General features: G+C 70.2%; 18 protein-coding genes. 11 read left to right on the top strand and 7 right to left on the bottom strand.

The window, feature by feature from the left end; genetic code table 11:
* The first annotated feature begins 9 nt into the window (after nt 1-9).
* Genes argC through ACIBAG_RS37035 form a run of 5 tightly spaced genes read left to right on the top strand, consistent with a single transcriptional unit; the run spans nt 10 to nt 4891 of the window.
* Nucleotides 10-1038, top strand: a complete 1029-nt coding sequence (gene argC, locus ACIBAG_RS37055; protein ID WP_399111436.1) for an N-acetyl-gamma-glutamyl-phosphate reductase — start codon at nt 10-12, stop codon at nt 1036-1038.
* Entirely contained in the window at nt 1035-2186 is a 1152-nt protein-coding gene (argJ, locus tag ACIBAG_RS37050; protein WP_399111434.1) for a bifunctional glutamate N-acetyltransferase/amino-acid acetyltransferase ArgJ, read from the top strand. Before argC ends, argJ begins: the two co-directional genes overlap by 4 nt.
* The gene (gene argB / locus ACIBAG_RS37045) at nt 2183-3097 is read left to right on the top strand and encodes an acetylglutamate kinase (RefSeq protein ID WP_399111433.1); all 915 of its coding nucleotides are present in this window, start codon (nt 2183-2185) and stop codon (nt 3095-3097) included. The genes argJ and argB overlap by 4 nt, the downstream gene beginning before the upstream one ends.
* A complete protein-coding gene (locus ACIBAG_RS37040) occupies nt 3094-4299 on the top strand; it encodes an acetylornithine transaminase (protein WP_399111431.1) in 1206 nt (401 codons plus the stop codon). The genes argB and ACIBAG_RS37040 overlap by 4 nt, the downstream gene beginning before the upstream one ends.
* Before the next feature lie 19 nt (nt 4300-4318).
* Nucleotides 4319-4891 carry an arginine repressor gene (locus ACIBAG_RS37035; protein WP_399111429.1) on the top strand — a complete coding sequence of 191 codons (573 nt, stop codon included), beginning with the start codon at nt 4319-4321 and terminating at the stop codon, nt 4889-4891.
* A gap of 102 nt (nt 4892-4993) precedes the next feature.
* On the opposite strand, the gene ACIBAG_RS37030 is transcribed toward ACIBAG_RS37035, so the two are convergent.
* The 6 genes from ACIBAG_RS37030 to ACIBAG_RS37005 all read right to left on the bottom strand — a co-directional run bounded on the left by ACIBAG_RS37030 (nt 4994) and on the right by ACIBAG_RS37005 (nt 10694).
* Complete coding sequence (locus ACIBAG_RS37030; RefSeq protein WP_399111427.1) at nt 4994-5797, bottom strand: FAD:protein FMN transferase; 804 nt, start codon at nt 5795-5797, stop codon at nt 4994-4996.
* Entirely contained in the window at nt 5790-6887 is a 1098-nt protein-coding gene (locus ACIBAG_RS37025; protein WP_399111425.1) for an FMN-binding protein, read from the bottom strand. The genes ACIBAG_RS37030 and ACIBAG_RS37025 overlap by 8 nt, the downstream gene beginning before the upstream one ends.
* Before the next feature lie 43 nt (nt 6888-6930).
* Entirely contained in the window at nt 6931-8313 is a 1383-nt protein-coding gene (locus ACIBAG_RS37020) for a ferric reductase-like transmembrane domain-containing protein (protein WP_399111424.1), read from the bottom strand.
* A 110-nt stretch (nt 8314-8423) separates the two neighbouring features.
* On the bottom strand, nt 8424-9131 hold the full coding sequence (locus tag ACIBAG_RS37015; protein WP_399111422.1) for a L,D-transpeptidase: 708 nt from the start codon (nt 9129-9131) through the stop codon (nt 8424-8426).
* 3 nt (nt 9132-9134) lie between these two features.
* Entirely contained in the window at nt 9135-9719 is a 585-nt protein-coding gene (locus ACIBAG_RS37010; protein ID WP_399111420.1) for a pyridoxamine 5'-phosphate oxidase family protein, read from the bottom strand.
* Between the two features lie 114 nt (nt 9720-9833).
* Nucleotides 9834-10694, bottom strand: coding sequence for a hypothetical protein (locus tag ACIBAG_RS37005; protein WP_399111418.1), 861 nt, complete (start codon nt 10692-10694; stop codon nt 9834-9836).
* A 272-nt stretch (nt 10695-10966) separates the two neighbouring features.
* Here ACIBAG_RS37005 and argH point away from each other — a divergent pair, with 272 nt between their 5' ends.
* The 5 genes from argH (at nt 10967) to ACIBAG_RS36980 (ending at nt 16631) form a co-directional block, all read left to right on the top strand.
* Entirely contained in the window at nt 10967-12397 is a 1431-nt protein-coding gene (argH, locus tag ACIBAG_RS37000; RefSeq protein ID WP_399111416.1) for an argininosuccinate lyase, read from the top strand.
* 189 nt (nt 12398-12586) lie between these two features.
* The gene (locus ACIBAG_RS36995; protein ID WP_399111414.1) at nt 12587-13414 is read left to right on the top strand and encodes an alpha/beta fold hydrolase; all 828 of its coding nucleotides are present in this window, start codon (nt 12587-12589) and stop codon (nt 13412-13414) included.
* Nucleotides 13415-13476: 62 nt separating this feature from the next.
* Entirely contained in the window at nt 13477-14448 is a 972-nt protein-coding gene (locus tag ACIBAG_RS36990; RefSeq protein ID WP_399111412.1) for an aldo/keto reductase, read from the top strand.
* A gap of 93 nt (nt 14449-14541) precedes the next feature.
* Entirely contained in the window at nt 14542-15108 is a 567-nt protein-coding gene (locus tag ACIBAG_RS36985; protein ID WP_399111410.1) for a TetR/AcrR family transcriptional regulator, read from the top strand.
* Nucleotides 15105-16631 (top strand): MFS transporter, encoded by a 1527-nt coding sequence (locus ACIBAG_RS36980; RefSeq protein WP_399111408.1) that lies wholly within the window; start codon nt 15105-15107, stop codon nt 16629-16631. Before ACIBAG_RS36985 ends, ACIBAG_RS36980 begins: the two co-directional genes overlap by 4 nt.
* Nucleotides 16632-16880: 249 nt before the next feature.
* Here ACIBAG_RS36980 and ACIBAG_RS36975 read toward each other — a convergent pair whose 3' ends face one another.
* Nucleotides 16881-17555, bottom strand: a complete 675-nt coding sequence (locus ACIBAG_RS36975) for a lysophospholipid acyltransferase family protein (RefSeq protein WP_399111406.1) — start codon at nt 17553-17555, stop codon at nt 16881-16883.
* Between the two features lie 370 nt (nt 17556-17925).
* On the opposite strand from ACIBAG_RS36975, the gene ACIBAG_RS36970 reads away from it, so the two are divergent.
* A complete protein-coding gene (locus tag ACIBAG_RS36970; RefSeq protein ID WP_399111404.1) occupies nt 17926-19086 on the top strand; it encodes a glycerophosphodiester phosphodiesterase in 1161 nt (386 codons plus the stop codon).
* The last annotated feature ends 73 nt before the right edge of the window (nt 19087-19159 follow it).

Below are 19159 nucleotides of genomic sequence, written 5' to 3'. Positions count from 1 at the left end.
GAGGATTCCATGGCGGTACGTGCGGCAGTGGCCGGAGCGAGCGGATACGCGGGCGGGGAACTGCTGCGTCTGCTCCTGACGCACCCCGAGGTCGAGCTGGGGGCCCTGACCGGTCACTCGAACGCGGGACAGAGGCTCGGATCACTGCAGCCCCATCTGCCGCCCCTCGCCGACCGTGTGCTCCAGGAGACCACGGCCGAGGTGCTGGCCGGCCACGACGTCGTCTTCCTCGCCCTGCCGCACGGGCAGTCCGCCGCCGTCGCCGAGCAGCTCGGCCCGGATGTGCTGGTCGTCGACATGGGCGCCGACTTCCGGCTCAGGGACGCGGGCGACTGGGAGAAGTTCTACGGCTCCCCGCACGCCGGCACCTGGCCGTACGGCCTTCCCGAACTGCCGGGTGGCCGCGCCGCGCTGGAGGGGTCCAAGCGCATCGCGGTACCCGGCTGCTACCCCACCGCCGTCTCCCTCGCCCTCTACCCGGCCTACGACGCCGGCCTCGCCCGGCCCGAGGCCGTGATCGTCGCCGCCTCCGGCACCTCCGGCGCGGGCAAGGCCCTCAAGCCCCATCTGCTGGGCAGCGAGGTCATGAGCTCCATGTCGCCGTACGGCGTCGGCGGCGGCCACCGCCACACGCCCGAGATCATCCAGAACCTCAGCGCTGTCGCGGGGGAGCGGGTCTCCGTCTCCTTCACCCCGACCCTCGCACCGATGTCCCGCGGCATCCTCGCCACGTGCACCGCCTCCGCACAGGACGGCGTCACCGCCGAGTCCGTCCGGGCCGCGTACGAGAAGGCCTTCGCCGACGAGCCCTTCGTCCGCCTCCTGCCTGAGGGGCAGTGGCCCGCCACGGCGTCCGTCTACGGTTCGAACGCCGTTCAGGTCCAGGTCGCTTTCGACGCCGCCGCGAACCGCATCATCGCGATCAGCGCCATCGACAACCTGACCAAGGGCACGGCCGGCGGCGCCGTCCAGAGCATGAACATCGCCCTCGGGTTTCACGAGAACACCGGGCTTTCGACGATCGGAGTCGCACCGTGAGTGTCACGGCAGCAAAGGGGTTCCGGGCGGCGGGCATCGCCGCCGGGATCAAGGACAACGGCAACCCGGACCTGGCCCTCGTGGTCAACGACGGTCCGCGCCGCGCCGCCGCCGGTGTCTTCACCTCCAACCGTGTGAAGGCCGCGCCCGTCCTGTGGTCCGAGCAGGTCCTGAAGAGCGGTCAGGTGTCCGCCGTCGTCCTCAACTCCGGTGGCGCCAACGCCTGCACGGGTCCCAAGGGCTTCCAGGACACCCACGCCACCGCCGAGAAGGTGGCCGAGGTGCTCGGCCGGGGCGCCGTCGAGGTCGCCGTCTGCTCCACGGGCCTGATCGGCGTGCTGCTGCCCATGGACAAGCTGCTCCCCGGCGTCGAGACCGCCGCCGCGCAGCTCTCCGAGCACGGCGGTGAGAAGGCCGCCATCGCCATCAAGACCACCGACACCGTCCACAAGACGTCCGTCGTGACGAAGGACGGCTGGACCGTCGGCGGGATGGCGAAGGGCGCCGGCATGCTCGCCCCCGGCCTCGCCACCATGCTGGTCGTCCTCACCACCGACGCCGAGCTCGACGACGACGTACTCGACAAGGCCCTGCGCGCCGCCACCAAGGTCACCTTCGACCGCGTCGACTCCGACGGCTGCATGTCCACCAACGACACCGTGCTGCTGCTCGCCTCCGGCTCCTCCGGCATCACCCCGGAATACGAGGAGTTCGCGGAGGCCGTACGGGCGGTGTGCGACGACCTCGGGCAGCAGCTGATCCGGGACGCCGAGGGCGCCAGCAAGGACATCCGGGTCGAGGTGATCAACGCCGCGACCGAGGACGACGCGGTGGAGGTGGGCCGCTCCATCGCGCGCAACAACCTCCTGAAGTGCGCCATCCACGGCGAGGACCCCAACTGGGGCCGCGTGCTCTCCGCGATCGGCACCACGTCCGCCGTCTTCGAGCCGGACCGGCTCAACGTCGCCATCAACGGCGTCTGGGTGTGCAAGAACGGGGGCGTCGGCGAGGACCGCGAGAAGGTCGACATGCGCTACCGCGAGGTGCACATCGTCGCCGACCTCGCGGCCGGCAACGAGACCGCCACCATCTGGACCAACGACCTGACCGCCGACTACGTCCACGAGAACAGCGCGTACTCCTCATGAGCAACACACCCGCGCGGAAGCACACCGCGCTCCCCAAGGCCCAGATCCTCATCGAGGCGCTGCCCTGGCTGGTCCGGCACAACGGCAAGACCGTCGTCATCAAGTTCGGCGGCAACGCCATGGTCGACGAGGAGCTGAAGGCCGCGTTCGCCCAGGACGTCGTGTTCCTGCACCACGCCGGCCTCAAGCCGGTCGTCGTGCACGGCGGCGGCCCGCAGATCAGCGCCGCCCTCGACAAGCACGGCATCGTCAGCGAGTTCAAGGCGGGGCTCCGGGTCACCACCGAGGACGCCATGGACGTCGTACGGATGGTGCTCGCCGGGCAGGTGCAGCGGGAGCTGGTCAACCTGCTCAACGAGCACGGTCCGCTCGCCGTCGGCCTGACCGGCGAGGACGCGCACACCATCACCGCCACCAAGCACCAGCCCGAGATCGACGGCGAGTTGGTCGACATCGGGCGGGTGGGCGAGATCACCGACATCGACACGGGCGCGATCGAGGCATTGCTCGCCGACGGCCGGATCCCGGTCGTCTCGTCGATCGCCCGCTCCCAGGACGACGGACATGTCTACAACGTCAATGCTGATACGGCGGCTGCGGCACTCGCTGCTGCGCTGGGCGCCGAAACCCTCATGGTCCTCACGGACGTCGAGGGTCTCTACGAGGACTGGCCCAACTCCGACGAGGTGATCAGCCGCCTCACCGCTTCCCAACTGGAGAAGCTCCTGCCGGAGTTGAGCTCCGGCATGGTGCCCAAGATGGAGGGCTGTCTGCACGCCGTGCGCAACGGCGTGAACACCGCCCGGGTCATCGACGGCCGGGTCCAGCACTCGATCCTGCTGGAGATCTTCACGGACGAGGGAATCGGCACGATGGTCGTGCCGGACACGCCAGAGGGGGACGCCGAATGACCGGGACCGTGGCAAACGCCGAGTACGCCCAGCGGTGGCAGGGCTCGCTCATGAACAACTACGGCACCCCGCGGCTGCCTCTCGTGCGCGGTGAGGGCCTCAAGGTCTGGGACGCCGAGGGCAAGCAGTACCTCGACTTCGTCGGCGGCATCGCGACCAACGCGCTCGGTCACGCACACCCCGCGATCGTCGAGGCCGTCAGCACGCAGATCGCGTCCCTTGGCCACATCTCCAACTTCTTCATGGCCGAGCCGACCGTCGCCCTCGCCGAACGGCTGCTCCAGCTCTTCGGCCGGGACGGCCGGGTCTTCTTCTGCAACTCCGGCGCCGAGGCCAACGAGGCCGCGTTCAAGATCGGCCGGCTGACCGGGCGGACCCACGTCGTCGCCACCGAGGGCGGCTTCCACGGCCGCACCATGGGCGCGCTCGCGATGACCGGCCAGCCCGGCAAGCGGGAGCCGTTCCTGCCGCTGCCCGGTGACGTCACCCACGTGCCCTACGGCGACGCGCAGGCGCTGGCCGCCGCGGTGACGGAGGAGACGGCTCTGGTGATCATCGAGCCGATCCAGGGCGAGCTCGGCGTCGTGGTGCCGCCCGCCGGATATCTGAAGGCGGCGCGGGCGATCACCGCCTCGACGGGGGCGCTGCTCGTCCTCGACGAGGTGCAGACCGGCATCGGCCGTACCGGGCACTGGTTCGAGTACCAGGCCCACGAGGGCGTGCTCCCGGACGTCGTCACGCTCGCCAAGCAGCTCGGCGGCGGGCTGCCGCTGGGCGCGACGGTCGCCTTCGGGCGGGCCGCGGAGCTGCTGCAGCCCGGTCACCACGGGACGACCTTCGGCGGGAACCCGGTCGCGTGTGCCGCGGGGCTGGCCGTGCTGGACACCATCGCGAACGACGGGTTGCTGGAGAACGTCAAGCGGCAGAGCGAGAAGTTGCGCGACGGGATCGAGGGTCTCGACCATTCGCTGATCGATTATGTCCGGGGCGCGGGCCTGCTCCTGGGTATCGTGCTCACCGAGCCGCTCGCCGCCCGTGTGCAGCAGGCGGCTCAGGACGCCGGTTTCCTGGTGAACGCGCCCGCCCCCGATGTCGTACGGCTCATGCCGCCGCTGAACCTCGGTGACGACGAAGTGGAGGCGCTTCTTCAGGCCCTTCCCGGCATCCTGGACGAGGCCGGCGTGGCCGACGGGGACGGATGATCCGGAGAATGAGACGACGATGAGTCAGGCGCAGGACCACGGGCAGACCGGGGCGAACGAGGCGAACGGCGCGAGCGGCGCCGGCGGGCCTCACGTACCGCAGACCCGTACCGCACGTCACCGCCGGATCGTGGACATCCTCAACCGGCAGCCGGTGCGGTCGCAGAGTCAGCTGGCGAAGCTGCTCGCGGACGACGGGCTGAGTGTCACGCAGGCGACGCTCTCCCGGGATCTGGACGAGCTGAACGCGGTGAAGATCCGCAACAACGACGGCGACCTGATTTACGCGGTGCCGAGCGAGGGGGGGTTTCGGACCCCTCGGGCGCCGCTGGGGGAGTCGGCGAAGGAAGAGCGGATGCGGCGGTTGTCGCAGGAGCTGCTCATCTCCGCGGAGGCTTCGGCGAATCTCGTGGTCCTGCGTACCCCTCCGGGGGCTGCGCAGTTCTTGGCCTCGGCCATTGACCAGGCCGAGCTGCACGACATTCTGGGGACCATCGCCGGTGATGACACGTTGCTGTTGATCAGCCGGAATCCGACGGGTGGGCAGGCCCTGGCCGATCATCTGCTGCGGTTGGCTCAGAACGGCCACTGAGCGGGGTGGTGGCGGTGAGTTGCCGACGGCGGGTGGCTTGTGGCTGGTCGCGCAGTTCCCCGCGCCCCTGGGGCGTTGCAGTCGTGCCGCCGCGCCCCTGCCTCAGCCGAGCCGCGCCGCCAGTCCCCCCGTGCACCGCACCTCGTCGCCCGCCGTAATGAGCAGCGCCTCCACGCCGGGCAGCGACTCCAGCCACCGCAACCCCTGCCGCGACCCCATCGCGAAGGCGGCCGTGGCCCAGCAGTCCGCCCAGGTCAGGCGAGGAGCCACCACGGTCACCGCCACCAAATCGGTCACCGCCGAGCGCCCCGTGCTCGGGTCGACGATATGCGCACCCCGCTCCGCCGTACCGGACGTGGCCACCGCCAGTTCGTCCAGCCCCGCCGCCGAGATCACCGCGGCCAGTCCGCCCGGGCGCAGCGGATCGGACACGCCGACCCGCCACGGTCGCTGCGCACCCGGCACACCCAGCAACTGCACATCGCCGCCGCCGTTGACGCTCACGCCGGTCACGCCGGGGACGTCCGCGAGCCGGCGGGCCGCCCGTTCCACCGACCAGCCCTTGACGATGCCGGTCGGATCGAGGCGGCCCTCGTACTTCGTGCTGAACCAGCCCTCGCTGAGCCGCTCCGCCTCGGCGGCGAGGTCGAGCACCTCGGCCACCTCCGGATCACAGTCGCCGACGCTCACCTCACCGCGCGCCAGCCGGGAGACCTGGCTGTCGTCACGGTAGGTGCTGAAGACCTCGTCGACCCGGTGCAGCCCGGCGACCGCCTCTTGCAGTGCCGACTGAACGGCACGGGGATCCCCGCCGCGGACGTCGAAGGAGAAGACCGTCCCCATGACCTCCTCCGCATGACGTACCGCGGCGGGAGCTTGTGTAGGTTCCGCCACCGTGTCAGCCACCGGCCTGGTCCAGTGCCGACTGGAGGGATTCCTTGTAGCCGGCGCTGGTGTACGTGGCGCCGGAGACGGCGTCGATGTCGGCGCTGCCTGCCGCCACGGCGGCTTGGTTGAGTTTGGGTACGGCGTTGGCGGTGATGTTGGTGCTCTGGCCGCCGCTGGGTGCCTGGACGGTCTCGGCCTTGGTGATCTTGCCGCCGCTGACCGTGATGCGGACCTGGACGGGGCCGTACTGGGTCTGGACGGCGTCGCCCGTGACCGTACTGGCCTGCGCCGCGCCCGAACCCTGCGAACCGGATCCCTGCGAATCCGAGCCCTGCGAACCGGACCCCTGCGAAGAACCGCCGCTCGCCTTGGCCTTGTCGATCGCCGACTGAAGGGATTCCTTGTAGCCGTTGCTCGTGTACGTGGCGCCGGAGACGGCGTCGATGTCGGCGCTGCCTGCCGCTACGGCGGCTTGGTTGAGTTTGGGTACGGCGTTGGCGGTGATGTTGGTGCTCTGGCCGCCGCTGGGTGCCTGGACGGTCTCGGCCTTGGTGATCTTGCCGCCGCTGACGGTGATGCGGACCTGGACGGGGCCGTACTGGGTCTGGACGGCGTCGCCCGTGACCGTACCGGCCTGCGCCGCGCCCGAACCCTGCGAACCGGCGCTCGCCTTCGCCTTGTCGATCGCCGACTGGAGGGACTTCTTGTAGCCGTTGCTCGTGTACGTCGCCCCCGACACCGAGTCGATGTCGGCGCTCTGCGCGGCGACCGCCGCCTGATTGAGCTTGGGCACGGCGTTCGCGGTGATCTGGTCGCTCTGGCCGCCCTTGGGAGCCTGGACGGCCTCCGCCTGGGTGATCTTGCCGTTGCTGACGGTCAGCCGCACCTGCACGGCCCCGTACTGGGTCTGCGCCGCGTCACCGGTGACCGTGCCGGACCCGGCCGCCTGGGCGCCGCCCTGGGCCGAGGCCGCCGGCGGTGCCCCGATGCCCGCCGCCTGGGCGGAACCCGGGTCCGTCGCCGGCTTCAGCGACAGCAGCAGCACGATCCCGGACACGGTGGCGGCGCCGGCCAGTACGACACGCCGGATGGGGTGACTCTTCCTCATCGCTCCTACAGCTCCTGAAGTCTGAAGTGGGATGTCCCGTCGCTCACATCTCGAACGACTCGTGATGGATGCGGCGGGCAGGCACACCCGCGCCGCGCAGCGCTTCGTAGACGGATTGCGCGAAGCCGGCCGGCCCGCACATGAACACGTCGTGCTTGTCGATGTCCGGCAGCTTCTGCTTCAGCCGCTCCGCCGAGATGTCCGGCCGCTCCCCGTCCGGGCTGTTGACCGCGTACATCAGCCGGGCTCCGCGCTCGTCGGCGATGGCCGCGAGCTCGTCCCACAGCGCCAGGTCCTGGGTGCTGTTGGCCCGGTACAGCAGGGTGATGTCGCCGGCCGCCCCCGGCAGCGTCTCGAACAGGGCCCGCATCGGCGTGATACCGACGCCGCCCGCCACCAGCAGCACCTTGCCGCGGCTGCGGCGCTGTGCGGTCATGGCGCCGTACGGGCCCTCGGCCCACACCTTGGTGCCGGGCTTCAGGTCACGCAGCCGGGACGTGTGGTCGCCGATCGCCTTGACCGTGATCCGCAGCATGTCGGGGCGGGGCGCCGCCGACAGCGAGTACGGGTGCGAACTGAACCGCATGCCCGGCGCCTTGAACCGCCAGCGGAAGAAGTGCCCCGCCTCCGCGCCCATACGGTGCAGCTTGCGCCCGCCGATCAGCACCGACACGACGCCCGGCGTCTCCTCGATGACCGCCTCGACGTACATCCGGTGCCGCAGGTTCAGGCGGATCGGGGTGAGGATCCGGTACCAGACCACGGCCGCGGTCACGGCGCCGTACAACCCGTACCAGAAGGTCTTGGCGGCGGGCTCGACGGCGAACTCGTTGCCGGTGGTGATCTGGTGCCAGAACGTCAGGTACACGGCCGCGTACGTCAGCAGGTGCACGTGGTACCAGGTGTCGTACGGGATCCGGCGGCGGACGCCCCCGATCGAGATGAACGCGATGAAGAACAGCAGACCGGTGCCGATGGCCGCCTTGCCCATGTCCGGCAGGGTGTTGATGGAGTCGATCGTCTGCTGCACGATGTCGCCGAGCGTCTTGCCGGCCTGGAGCGCGTACGCCCACATGGTGAGGAAGACGTGCGCGATGACCAGGCACACGGTGTACCGGCCGCTCATCGCGTGCCAGCGCGCCACCCGGTCCGAGCCCACCCGCCGCTCCAGCGCGGGCACCCGCGCCATCTGAAGCACGACGAGCGCCATCAGATATCCGGCGAGCAGACCGGTGATCCGTCCCGCGGCGAGGATCTTGGCGGTGTTGTCCGCGAGGGACGGCGTGTTGTCCCACCACAGCCACAGCACCGCCGCCGCGCCCGCCCATAGGGCGATCACCAGCGGTACGGCCGGGGAGCGGCGCGGACGGATGCGGCGCATCGTCTGGCGTCGGGCGGCACGGCCGCCCGCGAGCGTGGTGGTCACGGTTCCTCCGGGGACGGGAGCAAGGGGAGTGCGTGGTTGACGTGGTCCCTTGGTCCAGAGATACGTGCGGGGAGGTCCGTGTGTTCAGTGGTGTTCGCTCAGCCGATCGCTCAGTACCGGGTGATCGCCGTGGGGCCGTCCGCCGTCCCGATCGCCATGTGCGGCCCGCGCCGCGGGTCGGCCCACTCGAGGATCCGCTCCATCGCGTCCTCCGGCACCGACACACAACCGGCCGTCGCCCCGCGCCCCTTCACATGGAGGAAGATCCCGGCCCCTCGGCCCTTCACCGGCCGCTCGTAGTTGAAGTCGACGACGAGTGCGTACGCGTACAGCGCCCCGTACGAGACCAGGTGCTCGGACTCGGCGGCCCGGCAGTCGCGTGCCAGCGGCTCGGTCCAGCGGTTGTACGCGCGGGAATCGGTGTCCTGGCACCACCAGGAGTCCCGCTGAACCCGGCGGTACTCGTACGTCGTACCGCGCGGCGCCGTCTTGATGCCGAAGGCGTACGGCAGCCCGTAGAGCCCCGTCGGCGTCGTGTTCGTGCCCTGCTTCCGCTCGGTCCCCTCGACGAGCCCCTTCGCCCCGAACCGGGCCGGTGCCGAACCGGCCTCCACCCACTGTCCGTCCACCCGGTCCCACCACATGACCGTTCCCGACGTCGAGCCGGCCTCCGGCGCGACGGCGGTGATCAGCTGGCTGCCGCCCCCGGTGTCGGCCATCCGCGCGGGCAGCGGCAGCGGCTGCGGCGGGGCGCCGCCGGGAGCGGCACCGAGCACGAGGAGGGACGCGGACGCGAGGGCTACGGCACCGGGGCGCATGGCTCAGACGCTAGACGGCGGCAGCGGCAACGGCAGCCCGGGTAGGCCATCCAGGCTGGTCGCGATGTCCCTCTTGGCGAAGTACGCGCTGAGCGAGTCGTCGTCCTCCCGCGCGAACCGCCTGCCGTGCAGGTCGCGGTCCTCGTCGTACGTCATGAGAGGCACCGCGTACCCGCAGGAGTCCCGAATGCGCTCGGCCCGCACGACGATGATCGCGCGCAGGCCGTGCAGCGACGGGTCGATGTCGGGGAAGTGGCCGAGCAGCTCCTCGAACCGCGGGTCGTCACGGAAGACGGCCTCACCGCGGCCGTGCACGCGGACGATGTTGGGCGGGCCCTGGAAGGCGCACCACATGAGGGTGATCCGGCCGTTCTCCCGCAGATGGGCGATGGTCTCGGCGTTGGAGCCGGCGAAGTCGAGGTAGGCCAGGGTGAGTTCGTCGAGAATCGCGAAGGAGCCCTTGAGGCCCTTGGGGGAGAGGTTGACCGTCCCTTCGGCGGACAGGGGAGCGGTCGCGGTGAAGAAGAGGGGCTGCTCCTCGATGAACTTGCGGAGCCTGCCGTCTATGCGTTCATAGGTTTTTCCCACGTCCACCGAGTATGGGCGCGGGTCGTTCGTTTGTCTAAGGAATTGGGGGGTGCTTGCAGTGCCATGGCCGCCCCGGCCGGCGTGCCAACGGGGCGGCCATGGCTGCTTGTCACGTCACTTGTTGAGCGTGCAGGCGGCCAGCGCGTTCAGCCCCTGCGGCTTGGCCGCGGTGCGGCCGATGGAGATGGCGATGCGGTCGATCGCCGCCACCCGCTTGTCCTTCAGCGGGCCGAGGATGGCGTTCTGCACGAAGTTGGGCCCGCCCTGGCCGACCGAGGAGGCGAGCCGCTTGTTGGCCTCCTGGATCTGGGTGTTGAGCAGCGCGAGGTTGCGGTCGACCTCGGCCTTCGCGGAGGCGGGGACCGCGGGGAGCTTCGACCTCACGTCCGGGCAGGTGATGGTGCCGACGGCGTTGGTGTTGCCCGTGTTGCCCGCACTCCCGGCATTGCCCTTGCCGCCGGTGTTCCCCGTGTTGCCGCCGGCCTGCTTGGTCGGCGTCGCATTCGGGGTCGCGGCGGCCGCGTTCCCGTTCGTGTTGAGGGTGCACGGCGCCAGCGCGTCCAGGCCCTGCGGTCTGGCGGCCGTGCGGCCGATGGCCGTCGCGATGCGGTTGATCGTCGCCACCCGCTTGTCCTTCAGGGGGCCGATGATCGCGTTCTGGACGAAGTTGGGCCCACCCTGGCCCACGGTGTCGACGAGTCGCTTGTTGGCCTCCTGGATCTGGGCGTTGAGCAGCGTCAGGTTGCGATCGACCTCGGCCTTGGCCGAGGCGGGGACGGCGGGCAGCCTCGACTGCACGTCCGGGCAGGAGACGGTGCCGGGTCCGGCCAGTGTCCGGGCGTTCGTGCCGCTGCTCCGGGACGTCTCCCCGGCCAGCGCGAAACCGGCGATCACCGTGCCGGACAGCGCCACCGCGGCGGCGCCGCCGATGAACGCGACGCGACGCTTGTTGTACTTCGGAAGAGCCCTGGACATGCGGATGCCTCACTCGGGTTCGTTGGTGTTGTCGTGTACAAACGCGGCGCCTGCGTTCGGCGAGAGATACGGGTAAGCGGTTTCCCGCGTTCAAAGGCAGCTCAAATTTCCCCGACCGTCGGCCCAGATTGACGAATCATGCAGCACTCTGCATACTCATGCAGGTCGATGCATGGTGAGCGTGGTGACTGCGCACTAGCCTGACGACCGCCTCCCCGTTCACGCCACGGGGAGGCGGTGCCACAACCGGACCCTCCCGAGGAGCACAGCGAGTGAGCAGCAACAGCGGTGACGTACGGCTCTGGGGCGGCCGTTTCGCCGACGGTCCCGCCGAGGCCCTGGCCAAGCTGTCCGCGTCCGTCCACTTCGACTGGCGGCTGGCGCCCTACGACATCGCCGGTTCGCGCGCCCACGCGCGCGTGCTGCACAAGGCGGGACTGCTCACGGCGGACGAGCTGACGCGGATGATCACCGGTCTTGACCAGCTCGAAGCGGACGTCGCCGACGGTTCCTTCGTGGGCACGATCGCCGACGAGGACGTCCACACCGCCCTCGAACGCGGTCTGCTGGAGCGGCTCGGCCCCGACCTCGGCGGTAAGCTGCGCGCCGGCCGCTCCCGCAACGACCAGGTCGCGACCCTCTTCCGGATGTACCTGCGCGACCACGCCCGCATCATCGGCGGCCTGATCGCCGACCTCCAGGACGCGCTGATCGGCCTCGCCGAGGCCCACCCGGACGTGGCGATGCCCGGCCGCACCCACCTCCAGCACGCCCAGCCGGTGCTCTTCGCCCACCACGTCCTGGCCCACGTCCAGTCCCTGTCCCGAGACGCCGAGCGGCTGCGCCAGTGGGACGAGCGGACGGCCGTGTCGCCGTACGGCTCGGGCGCCCTGGCCGGTTCCTCCCTCGGTCTCGACCCGGAGGCGGTGGCGAAGGACCTCGGCTTCGAGCACGGGTCGGCCGCCAACTCGATCGACGGCACGGCGTCGCGTGACTTCGTCGCCGAGTTCGCCTTCATCACCGCGATGATCGGCGTGAACCTCTCCCGGATCGCCGAGGAGGTCATCATCTGGAACACGAAGGAGTTCTCCTTCGTGACCCTGCACGACGCGTTCTCCACGGGCTCGTCGATCATGCCGCAGAAGAAGAACCCGGACATCGCGGAACTGGCGCGCGGCAAGAGCGGCCGCCTGATCGGCAACCTGACGGGCCTCATGGCCACCCTCAAGGCCCTCCCGCTCGCCTACAACCGCGACCTCCAGGAGGACAAGGAGCCGGTCTTCGACTCCTGCGACCAGCTCGAGGTCCTGCTCCCCGCCTTCACCGGCATGATGGCGACCCTCACCGTCAACCGCGAGCGCATGGAGGAACTGGCTCCGGCCGGTTTCTCCCTCGCCACCGACATCGCCGAGTGGCTGGTCAAGCAGGGCGTCCCGTTCCGCGTCGCGCACGAGGTCGCCGGCGAGTGCGTCAAGGTCGCCGAGGCCGAGGGCAAGGAACTGGACGACCTGACGGACGAGCAGTTCGCGAAGATCTCCGCCCATCTGACGCCGGAGGTGCGGTCGGTGCTCAACGTGCCGGGTGCGCTGGCGTCGCGCAACGGCCGTGGTGGTACGGCGCCCAGCGCGGTCGCGGTCCAACTGGCCGAGGTCAAGGCGGACCTCGCCGCCCAGAGGGAGTGGGCAACGGCCAAGCAGGGCTGACCCGTTCCGCCGTTCCGAAGGGCCCGGACCTCCGTCCGGGCCCTTCGTGCTGCCCGGCCCGCTCGGTAACGGATGGAAATCGGCCACTGACCGAAACCTTGACTTGCCCTTACTCGGAAGTAACGATTCCGGTTCCGGTCGGCATTGTCGAACGGCGACCGGTTCGCAGCCGAGCATGAAAGGGACGTCATGCGCGCAAGACGTACAGGGCGAACAGTCCGCCTCCTCGCCACCACGGTCATGGCCGCGCTCTGCGCGTTCGGCCTCACCGCCCCCGCGGGCGCCGCCGACACCCCGCCCCCCGGAGCCAACGACTGGTCCTGCAAGCCGGACTCCGCCCACCCGCAGCCCGTGGTCCTCGTGAACGGCACCTTCAAGACCTCGTACGAGAACTGGCTGACCCTGTCGCCCGCGCTCGCCGACGCCGGATACTGCGTCTTCTCCTTCGAGTACGGCGGCCTGGAGACCGCCCCGGTCGCGGACTCGGCGGCCGAGCTGCGCGACTTCGTCAACGCCGTGCTCGGCGCGACCGGCGCGAAAAGGGCGGACATCGTCGGCCACAGCCAGGGCGGCATGATGCCCCGCTACTACGTCAAGTTCCTGGGCGGCGCGACCAAGGTCGACGACCTCGTCGGCATCGTGCCCTCCAACCACGGCACCACCAATCCGCTAGCCCTCGTGGCCGGCGCCACCGTCTGCCCCTCCTGCGTCGACCAGACCGCCGGCTCGGACTTCCTGCAAAAGCTCAATGCCGATCCCGAGACCCCGGTGGGCCCCGACTACACGGCGATCGCCACCCGCTACGACGAGGTCGTGCTGCCCTACACCAGTTCCTTCCTCGACGGCCCGGACTCCTACGTGACCAACGTGCTGCTCCAGGACCGCTGCCCGCTCGACACCACCGAACACGACCAGGCGCCCAAGTCGCTGCTGGTCAAGCAGTGGGTGCTCGACGCCCTCAAGCGGAACGGACCGGCCGACCCGGCCTTCGGCCCGCGCTGCGTCGGCTCGGCCTGAACCTCCCGGGGCTGGGTAGATTGGTGCCGGATCCCCTCCGTCGATCGTGCAGGGAGCGCCCCATGCCGTTCAGCCGCCTGGCCACCGCGACCACTCCCACCGCGCACATCGGTCTGGGCCTGGCCGCCGTAGGCCGCCCGGGCTACATCAATCTCGGCCGGGAGGACGACCTCCCGGCCGAGCGCACCGTCGACGCCCTGCGCACCCGCACCCACGAACTCCTCGACGCCGCCTACGCCCAGGGCGTCCGCTACTTCGACGCCGCCCGTTCCTACGGCCGCTCCGAGGAGTTCCTCGCCGACTGGCTGAACGCCCGCCCCGACATCGACGACATCGTCGTGGGCAGCAAATGGGGCTACACCTACACCGCCGCCTGGACCACCGACGCCGAGAAGCACGAGGTCAAGGACCACAGCCTCCAGACGTACGAGCGCCAGCGCGCCGAGACCGACGCCCTGCTCGGCGACCGGCTCGACCTCTACCAGATCCACTCGGTGACCCCCGACAGCCCCGCCCTCACCGACAAGGACCTCCACGCCAGGCTCGCCGAAGCCGCCGCCCAGGGCGTCACCATCGGCTTCTCCACCAGCGGTCCCAGCCAGGCCGACGCCATCCGCGCCGCCCTCGCCGTGACCGTCGAGGGCGAGCCTGTCTTCCGTACCGTCCAGTCGACGTACAACGCCCTGGAGACCTCCGCCGCTCCCGCTCTCGCCGAGGCCCATGACGCCGGACTCACGGTGATCGTGAAGGAGGGCATGGCCAACGGGCGGCTCGCGGACGCGTACGCGCCGGACGCGCTGAAGGCCGTAGCCGAAGAAACGTCTCTGGGCTGCGACGCCGTCGCCCTCGCGCTCATCCTGCGCCAACCCTGGGCGGGAGTCGTCCTCTCCGGCGCCGCGACGACCGTACAGCTCGCGTCCAATCTGCACGCCGCCGTCGTGGACCTCGACGAGGAGCAGCTGGAGCGCCTGGCCGGACTGGTCGAGGAGCCGGGTGCGTACTGGGAGCGGCGCGGGCAGCTGCCCTGGCACTGACGCACACCCTCGCTGACCACCGCTGATCAGCAGCTATGAGTCACGCACGCCCATAATGAGACATCAATGTCTCACATGCGCTACTCTTGTCTCATGGCCGTCGATCGTGACCACGTGCTGCGCACCGCCGCAGCCCTGCTGACCCGCAAATCCACCGCGACCATGGACGAGGTCGCCAAGGCGGCCGGGATCAGCCGTGCCACCCTGCACCGGCACTTCGCCGGGCGCGACGCCCTCGTGCGGGCGCTGGAGTCGCTCGGTATCGCCGAGTGCGAGGCCGCGCTGGACGCGGCCCGCCTGGACGACGGGGCGGCGCGGGACGCCGTGCACCGGCTGGTCCGCGAGATCGAGCCCGCGGCCGGTCTGCTCGCCTTCCTCTACACGGAGAACCAGCTGTTCGAGGGCGAGGAGCAGAACGCGGGCTGGGCACGCATCGACGAGCGCATCGCCGCCCTGTTCCGGCGCGGTCAGCAAAGCGGTGAGTTCCGCATCGACCTCACCCCGGCCTGGCTCACCGAGGCGCTCTACGGCCTGCTGGCCTCCGGGGCCTGGGCGGTCTCGGAGGGCAGGGTCGCCCGCAACGACTTCACCCACATGATCGTCGAGCTGCTGCTCGGCGGCGCACTACGCCAGACCGGACAACCGAGAGAGGAATCATGACCAGCACCCTGCAGCCGGCGGAGACGACCGAGGCGGTGACCAAGCGTCCCGGCCGTTGGCTGGCGCTGTCCGTCCTGGTGCTCGCCGTGCTGCTGGTGGCCGTCGACGCGACCGTCCTCGGTCTCGCGACCCCCTACATCAGCGAGGACCTGAAGCCCTCCGGCACCCAGCTCCTCTGGATCGGCGACGTCTACTCCTTCGTGATCGCGGGTCTGCTCGTGTCGATGGGCAGCCTCGGCGACCGAATAGGCCGCAAGCGGATCCTGCTCGTCGGCGCCACGGCGTTCGGCGCGATATCCGTGCTCAACGCCTACGCGACGACCCCGGAGTTGATGATCGTCGCCCGGGCGCTGCTCGGTGTCGCGGGCGCCACCCTGATGCCCGCGACCCTCGCCCTGATCCGCAACCTCTTCCACGACCCGCGCGAACGCAGCCTCGCCATCGGCATCTGGGGCGCGACCGCCTCCGCCGGTACCGCCGTCGGCCCGATCGCCGGTGGCCTCCTGCTCGAACACTTCTGGTGGGGCTCGGTCTTCCTGATCAACCTGCCGGTGATGGCGGTCCTGGTCGTCGTCGGGATCAAGCTGCTGCCCGAGTCGCGCAATCCGAACCCCGGTCCCTGGGACATGATCAGCGTCGCCCTGTCCCTCGTCGGCATGATCGGTGTGGTGTACGCCGTCAAGGAGGCGGCCGCACACGGCTTCACGTGGACCACGCTCGCCGCCGGCCTGCTGGGCGGCGCCGCGCTGTACGGCTTCGTCCGTCGCCAGCTCACGCTGCCGACCCCGCTGCTGGACATGCGGCTGTTCCGCAGCCGGGGCTTCAGCGGCGCGGTGCTCGCCGACCTGCTGACCATCCTCGGCCTGTCCGGCCTGGTGTTCTTCCTCTCCCAGTTCCTGCAACTCGTACAGGGCCGCGGCCCGTTCGAGGCAGGTCTGGCCGAACTGCCCGCCGCGATCGGCGCGGTGGTGGCCGGCCTGATCGCCGGCCGTGCGGCCCGCCGCTTCTCGGTCCGCGCCGTGGTGTCCGGCGGCCTCGCGGCGATCGGCCTCGCCCTGGCCGCGCTCACGGTGATCGACCGGTCCACGGGCTACCCCCTGCTCGGCGCGGCCCTGCTGGTCGTCGGCATCGGCGCGGGTTTCTCCTTCACGGTGACGTCGGACGTGATCCTCTCCAGCGTGCCGAAGGAGCAGGCGGGAGCGGCGTCAGCGGTGTCGGAGACGGCGTACGAGCTGGGTGCGGCCATGGGAATCGCCGTACTCGGTTCGATCGTCACGGGCGTCTACCGGGACTTCACGGGCCCGGCGGGCACACCGGCGGAGGCGCACGAGTCGCTGGGTGGTGCGGTGGAGGCGGCGGCGGACCTGCCGGCGCAGACATCCGAGGCGCTGCTGGACGCGGCCGGACAGTCCTTCGTGGACGGCCTGGCGCTGGCGGCCGGTGCGGGCGCGGTGGTCCTGCTGGCAGCGGCGGTGGCAGCGTGGTTCATGCTCCGAGGTCAACGGCTGGACAGCCGGTCCTAGGTCGTGTCCGCAAAGTCCCGTCGTCCGCCCGGAGGGCGTGCCAGGCGTCGCGGGGCAGGCGGGACTTTGCGGACACGGCCTAGGTGCGCGGGGGCGTATGCGCGTGGCTGTATCGGTGTACGGCTCCACTGCGGCCCCCGGAGCCAGGTTCAGAACACACAAATGGCGGGCCGCCAGATGAGCGGCCCGCCTGAACCCGCGGCCCCAGACCCCCGGCAGCTCCCTGAACCCCCGGGCCAACCAGCGGAGCTAAGCCGCCTCTTTCGCCTTGCTCGCGTACATGTCCACGTACTCCTGCCCCGACAGCCGCATGACCTCCGCCATCACGGAGTCGGTCACCGCCCGCAGCACGTACCGGTCGCGGTCCATCCCCTCGTACCGCGAGAACTCCATCGCCTCGCCGAACCGCACCGTCACCTTGCGCGGCCGCGGCATGCCCGCCCCACCCGGCTGGATCTTGTCCGTGCCGATCATGGCGAACGGGACGACCGGCGCCCCGGTCATCAGCGTCAGGCGCGCGATGCCGGTACGGCCCCGGTACAGCCGCCCGTCGGGCGACCGCGTGCCCTCGGGGTAGATGCCGAAGACCCTGCCCTCCTCAAGGACCCGGCGCCCGGTCATCAGCGCCGCCACGCCGCCCCGGCCGCCGTCGCGGTCCACCGGGATCATGCCGACGCCGGTGAAGAACCAGGCCATGAGGCGGCCCTTGAGGCCCTTGCCGGTGACGTACTCGTCCTTGCCGATGAAGAAGACCTGACGGTCGCAGACCAGCGGCAGGATCATCGAGTCGATGAACGTGAGGTGGTTGCCGGCCAGGATGACCGGGCCGTCGCCCGGGATGTGCTCCGCGCCCTCCACCTGTGGGCGGAACATCAGGCGCATGATCGGTCCGAGCACTGCCTTGATGAGCGCGAAGCGGGACAACGGGCCCTCCGGTGTCAAGGGATTCGTATAAGTCTGTGCAGGTGAGGACGATACTCGCGGTCCCGGGTCTCCCGCACATCGGGTGCGCCGACTTCACCGAGGTCTTACGCACTGTTGACGCGGGTTTACCTGCGGTGGCGTGCCGATGGCGGCGCGTAACGCGCCCGCCGCGGTGTGACGGACATCGCGCCCCGGGGCATACCGGACGACTTCCCCGCACTCCCGGACCGAATCCGACGGACCGTCACCACTCCATCAACGGACGACATCCAGCGTCACCCGCGAGTTCCGCCGCAGGTCTCCCGTCCGTCATGCGCACCCACCTACGATCAGCCCGCACTGACGATGGAACTGGGCAGAGAGGGTGCTCATGGGAACCCAGGAGAACGAGCAGACGGGCGTAACCGGACGGCGGATGCTTCTCGGCGCGGCCGTGCTCGGCGCGGGCGGAGCGGTCCTCGGGCTGTCCGGTACGGCGAAGGCCGTCGAGGCCCGGCACGGTGGCGGTGTGAAGAGCCTGCCCAAGCCGACGATCATCGGCCACCGCGGCGCCAGCGGCTACCGTCCCGAGCACACCCTCGCCGCCTACCAGCTGGCCCTCGACATGGGCGCCGACATCGTCGAGGCCGGCGACCTGGTGCCCACCAAGGACGGCCACCTCGTCTGCCGGCACGAGCCGGAGATCGGCGGCACGACCGATGTTGCGAATCACCCCGAGTTCGCCGACCGCAAGAAGACGAAGGTCCTCGACGGCGTCTCCACCACCGGCTGGTTCACCGAGGACTTCACGCTCGCCGAGCTGAAGACCCTGCGCGCGATCGAGCGCATCCCGGCCAACCGCCCGCACAACACCCTCTACAACGGCCGCTGGGAGATCCCCACCTTCGAAGAGGTCCTGAAGTGGCAGGACGAGCAGACCCGTAAGCGCGGCAAGCAGGTCTGGATCTACCCCGAGCTCAAGCACCCCACCTACTTCCGCAAGCAGGGCCTCGCCCTGGAGGAGCGGATCGCCAAGGTGCTGCACAAGTACGGCAGGGACCGGCGGAACTCGCCGGTCATCATCCAGTCCTTCGAGCCGACCAGCATCCAGCGCCTGAACAAGCTGGTCGACAACCCGCTGGTCGTCCTGCTCTCCGGCGCCACCACCCGCCCCTGGGACTTCGTCGAGACGGGCGACCCGCGTACCGTCGCCGACCTGGTCAAGCCGGCCGGTCTGCGCGAGATCGCGTCCTACGCCCAGGGCATCGGCTGCACCCTGGACCTGATCATCCCGAAGGACGCCGACGGCAACCTCACCACGCCCACCACGCTGGTGGCAGACGCGCACAAGGTCGGCCTGATCCTGCACCCCTGGACGCTGCGCAACGAGAACCCCTTCCTCCCCGCGAACTTCCGCAAGGGCACCGACGCCGACGCCTACGGCGACGTCTTCGGCGCCTACAAGGCGTACTTCGCGACCGGCATCGACGGCATCTTCACCGACCAGCCCGACACGGGCCTGCTGGCCCGCGAGGACTTCGTCAACAGCTGAGCCCCACGCCCCGGTTGGGGTGACCGTCGGCCGCCCGGGCAACCCAGTGCCCGGGCGGCAGCGTCGTGCCGCA

It is taken from the genome of Streptomyces sp. NPDC051243 (genome assembly GCF_044455405.1).
GTDB lineage: Bacteria > Actinomycetota > Actinomycetes > Streptomycetales > Streptomycetaceae > Streptomyces.
Note: the sequence above shows the minus strand (reverse complement) of the source record. Positions and strands in the feature narration are given on the sequence as shown.

Bases quoted from the DNA above. Each gene is read 5' to 3' on its own strand.
- argC (WP_399111436.1), top strand. From the start codon at position 10: ATGGCGGTACGTGCGGCAGTGGCCGGAGCGAGCGGATACGCGGGCGGG.
- argB (WP_399111433.1), top strand. From the start codon at position 2,183: ATGAGCAACACACCCGCGCGGAAGCACACCGCGCTCCCCAAGGCCCAG.
- ACIBAG_RS37040 (WP_399111431.1), top strand. From the start codon at position 3,094: ATGACCGGGACCGTGGCAAACGCCGAGTACGCCCAGCGGTGGCAGGGC.
- ACIBAG_RS37035 (WP_399111429.1), top strand. From the start codon at position 4,319: ATGAGTCAGGCGCAGGACCACGGGCAGACCGGGGCGAACGAGGCGAAC.
- ACIBAG_RS37025 (WP_399111425.1), bottom strand. From the start codon at position 6,887: ATGAGGAAGAGTCACCCCATCCGGCGTGTCGTACTGGCCGGCGCCGCC.
- ACIBAG_RS37015 (WP_399111422.1), bottom strand. From the start codon at position 9,131: ATGCGCCCCGGTGCCGTAGCCCTCGCGTCCGCGTCCCTCCTCGTGCTC.
- ACIBAG_RS37005 (WP_399111418.1), bottom strand. From the start codon at position 10,694: ATGTCCAGGGCTCTTCCGAAGTACAACAAGCGTCGCGTCGCGTTCATC.
- ACIBAG_RS36995 (WP_399111414.1), top strand. From the start codon at position 12,587: ATGCGCGCAAGACGTACAGGGCGAACAGTCCGCCTCCTCGCCACCACG.
- ACIBAG_RS36990 (WP_399111412.1), top strand. From the start codon at position 13,477: ATGCCGTTCAGCCGCCTGGCCACCGCGACCACTCCCACCGCGCACATC.
- ACIBAG_RS36985 (WP_399111410.1), top strand. From the start codon at position 14,542: ATGGCCGTCGATCGTGACCACGTGCTGCGCACCGCCGCAGCCCTGCTG.
- ACIBAG_RS36980 (WP_399111408.1), top strand. From the start codon at position 15,105: ATGACCAGCACCCTGCAGCCGGCGGAGACGACCGAGGCGGTGACCAAG.
- ACIBAG_RS36970 (WP_399111404.1), top strand. From the start codon at position 17,926: ATGGGAACCCAGGAGAACGAGCAGACGGGCGTAACCGGACGGCGGATG.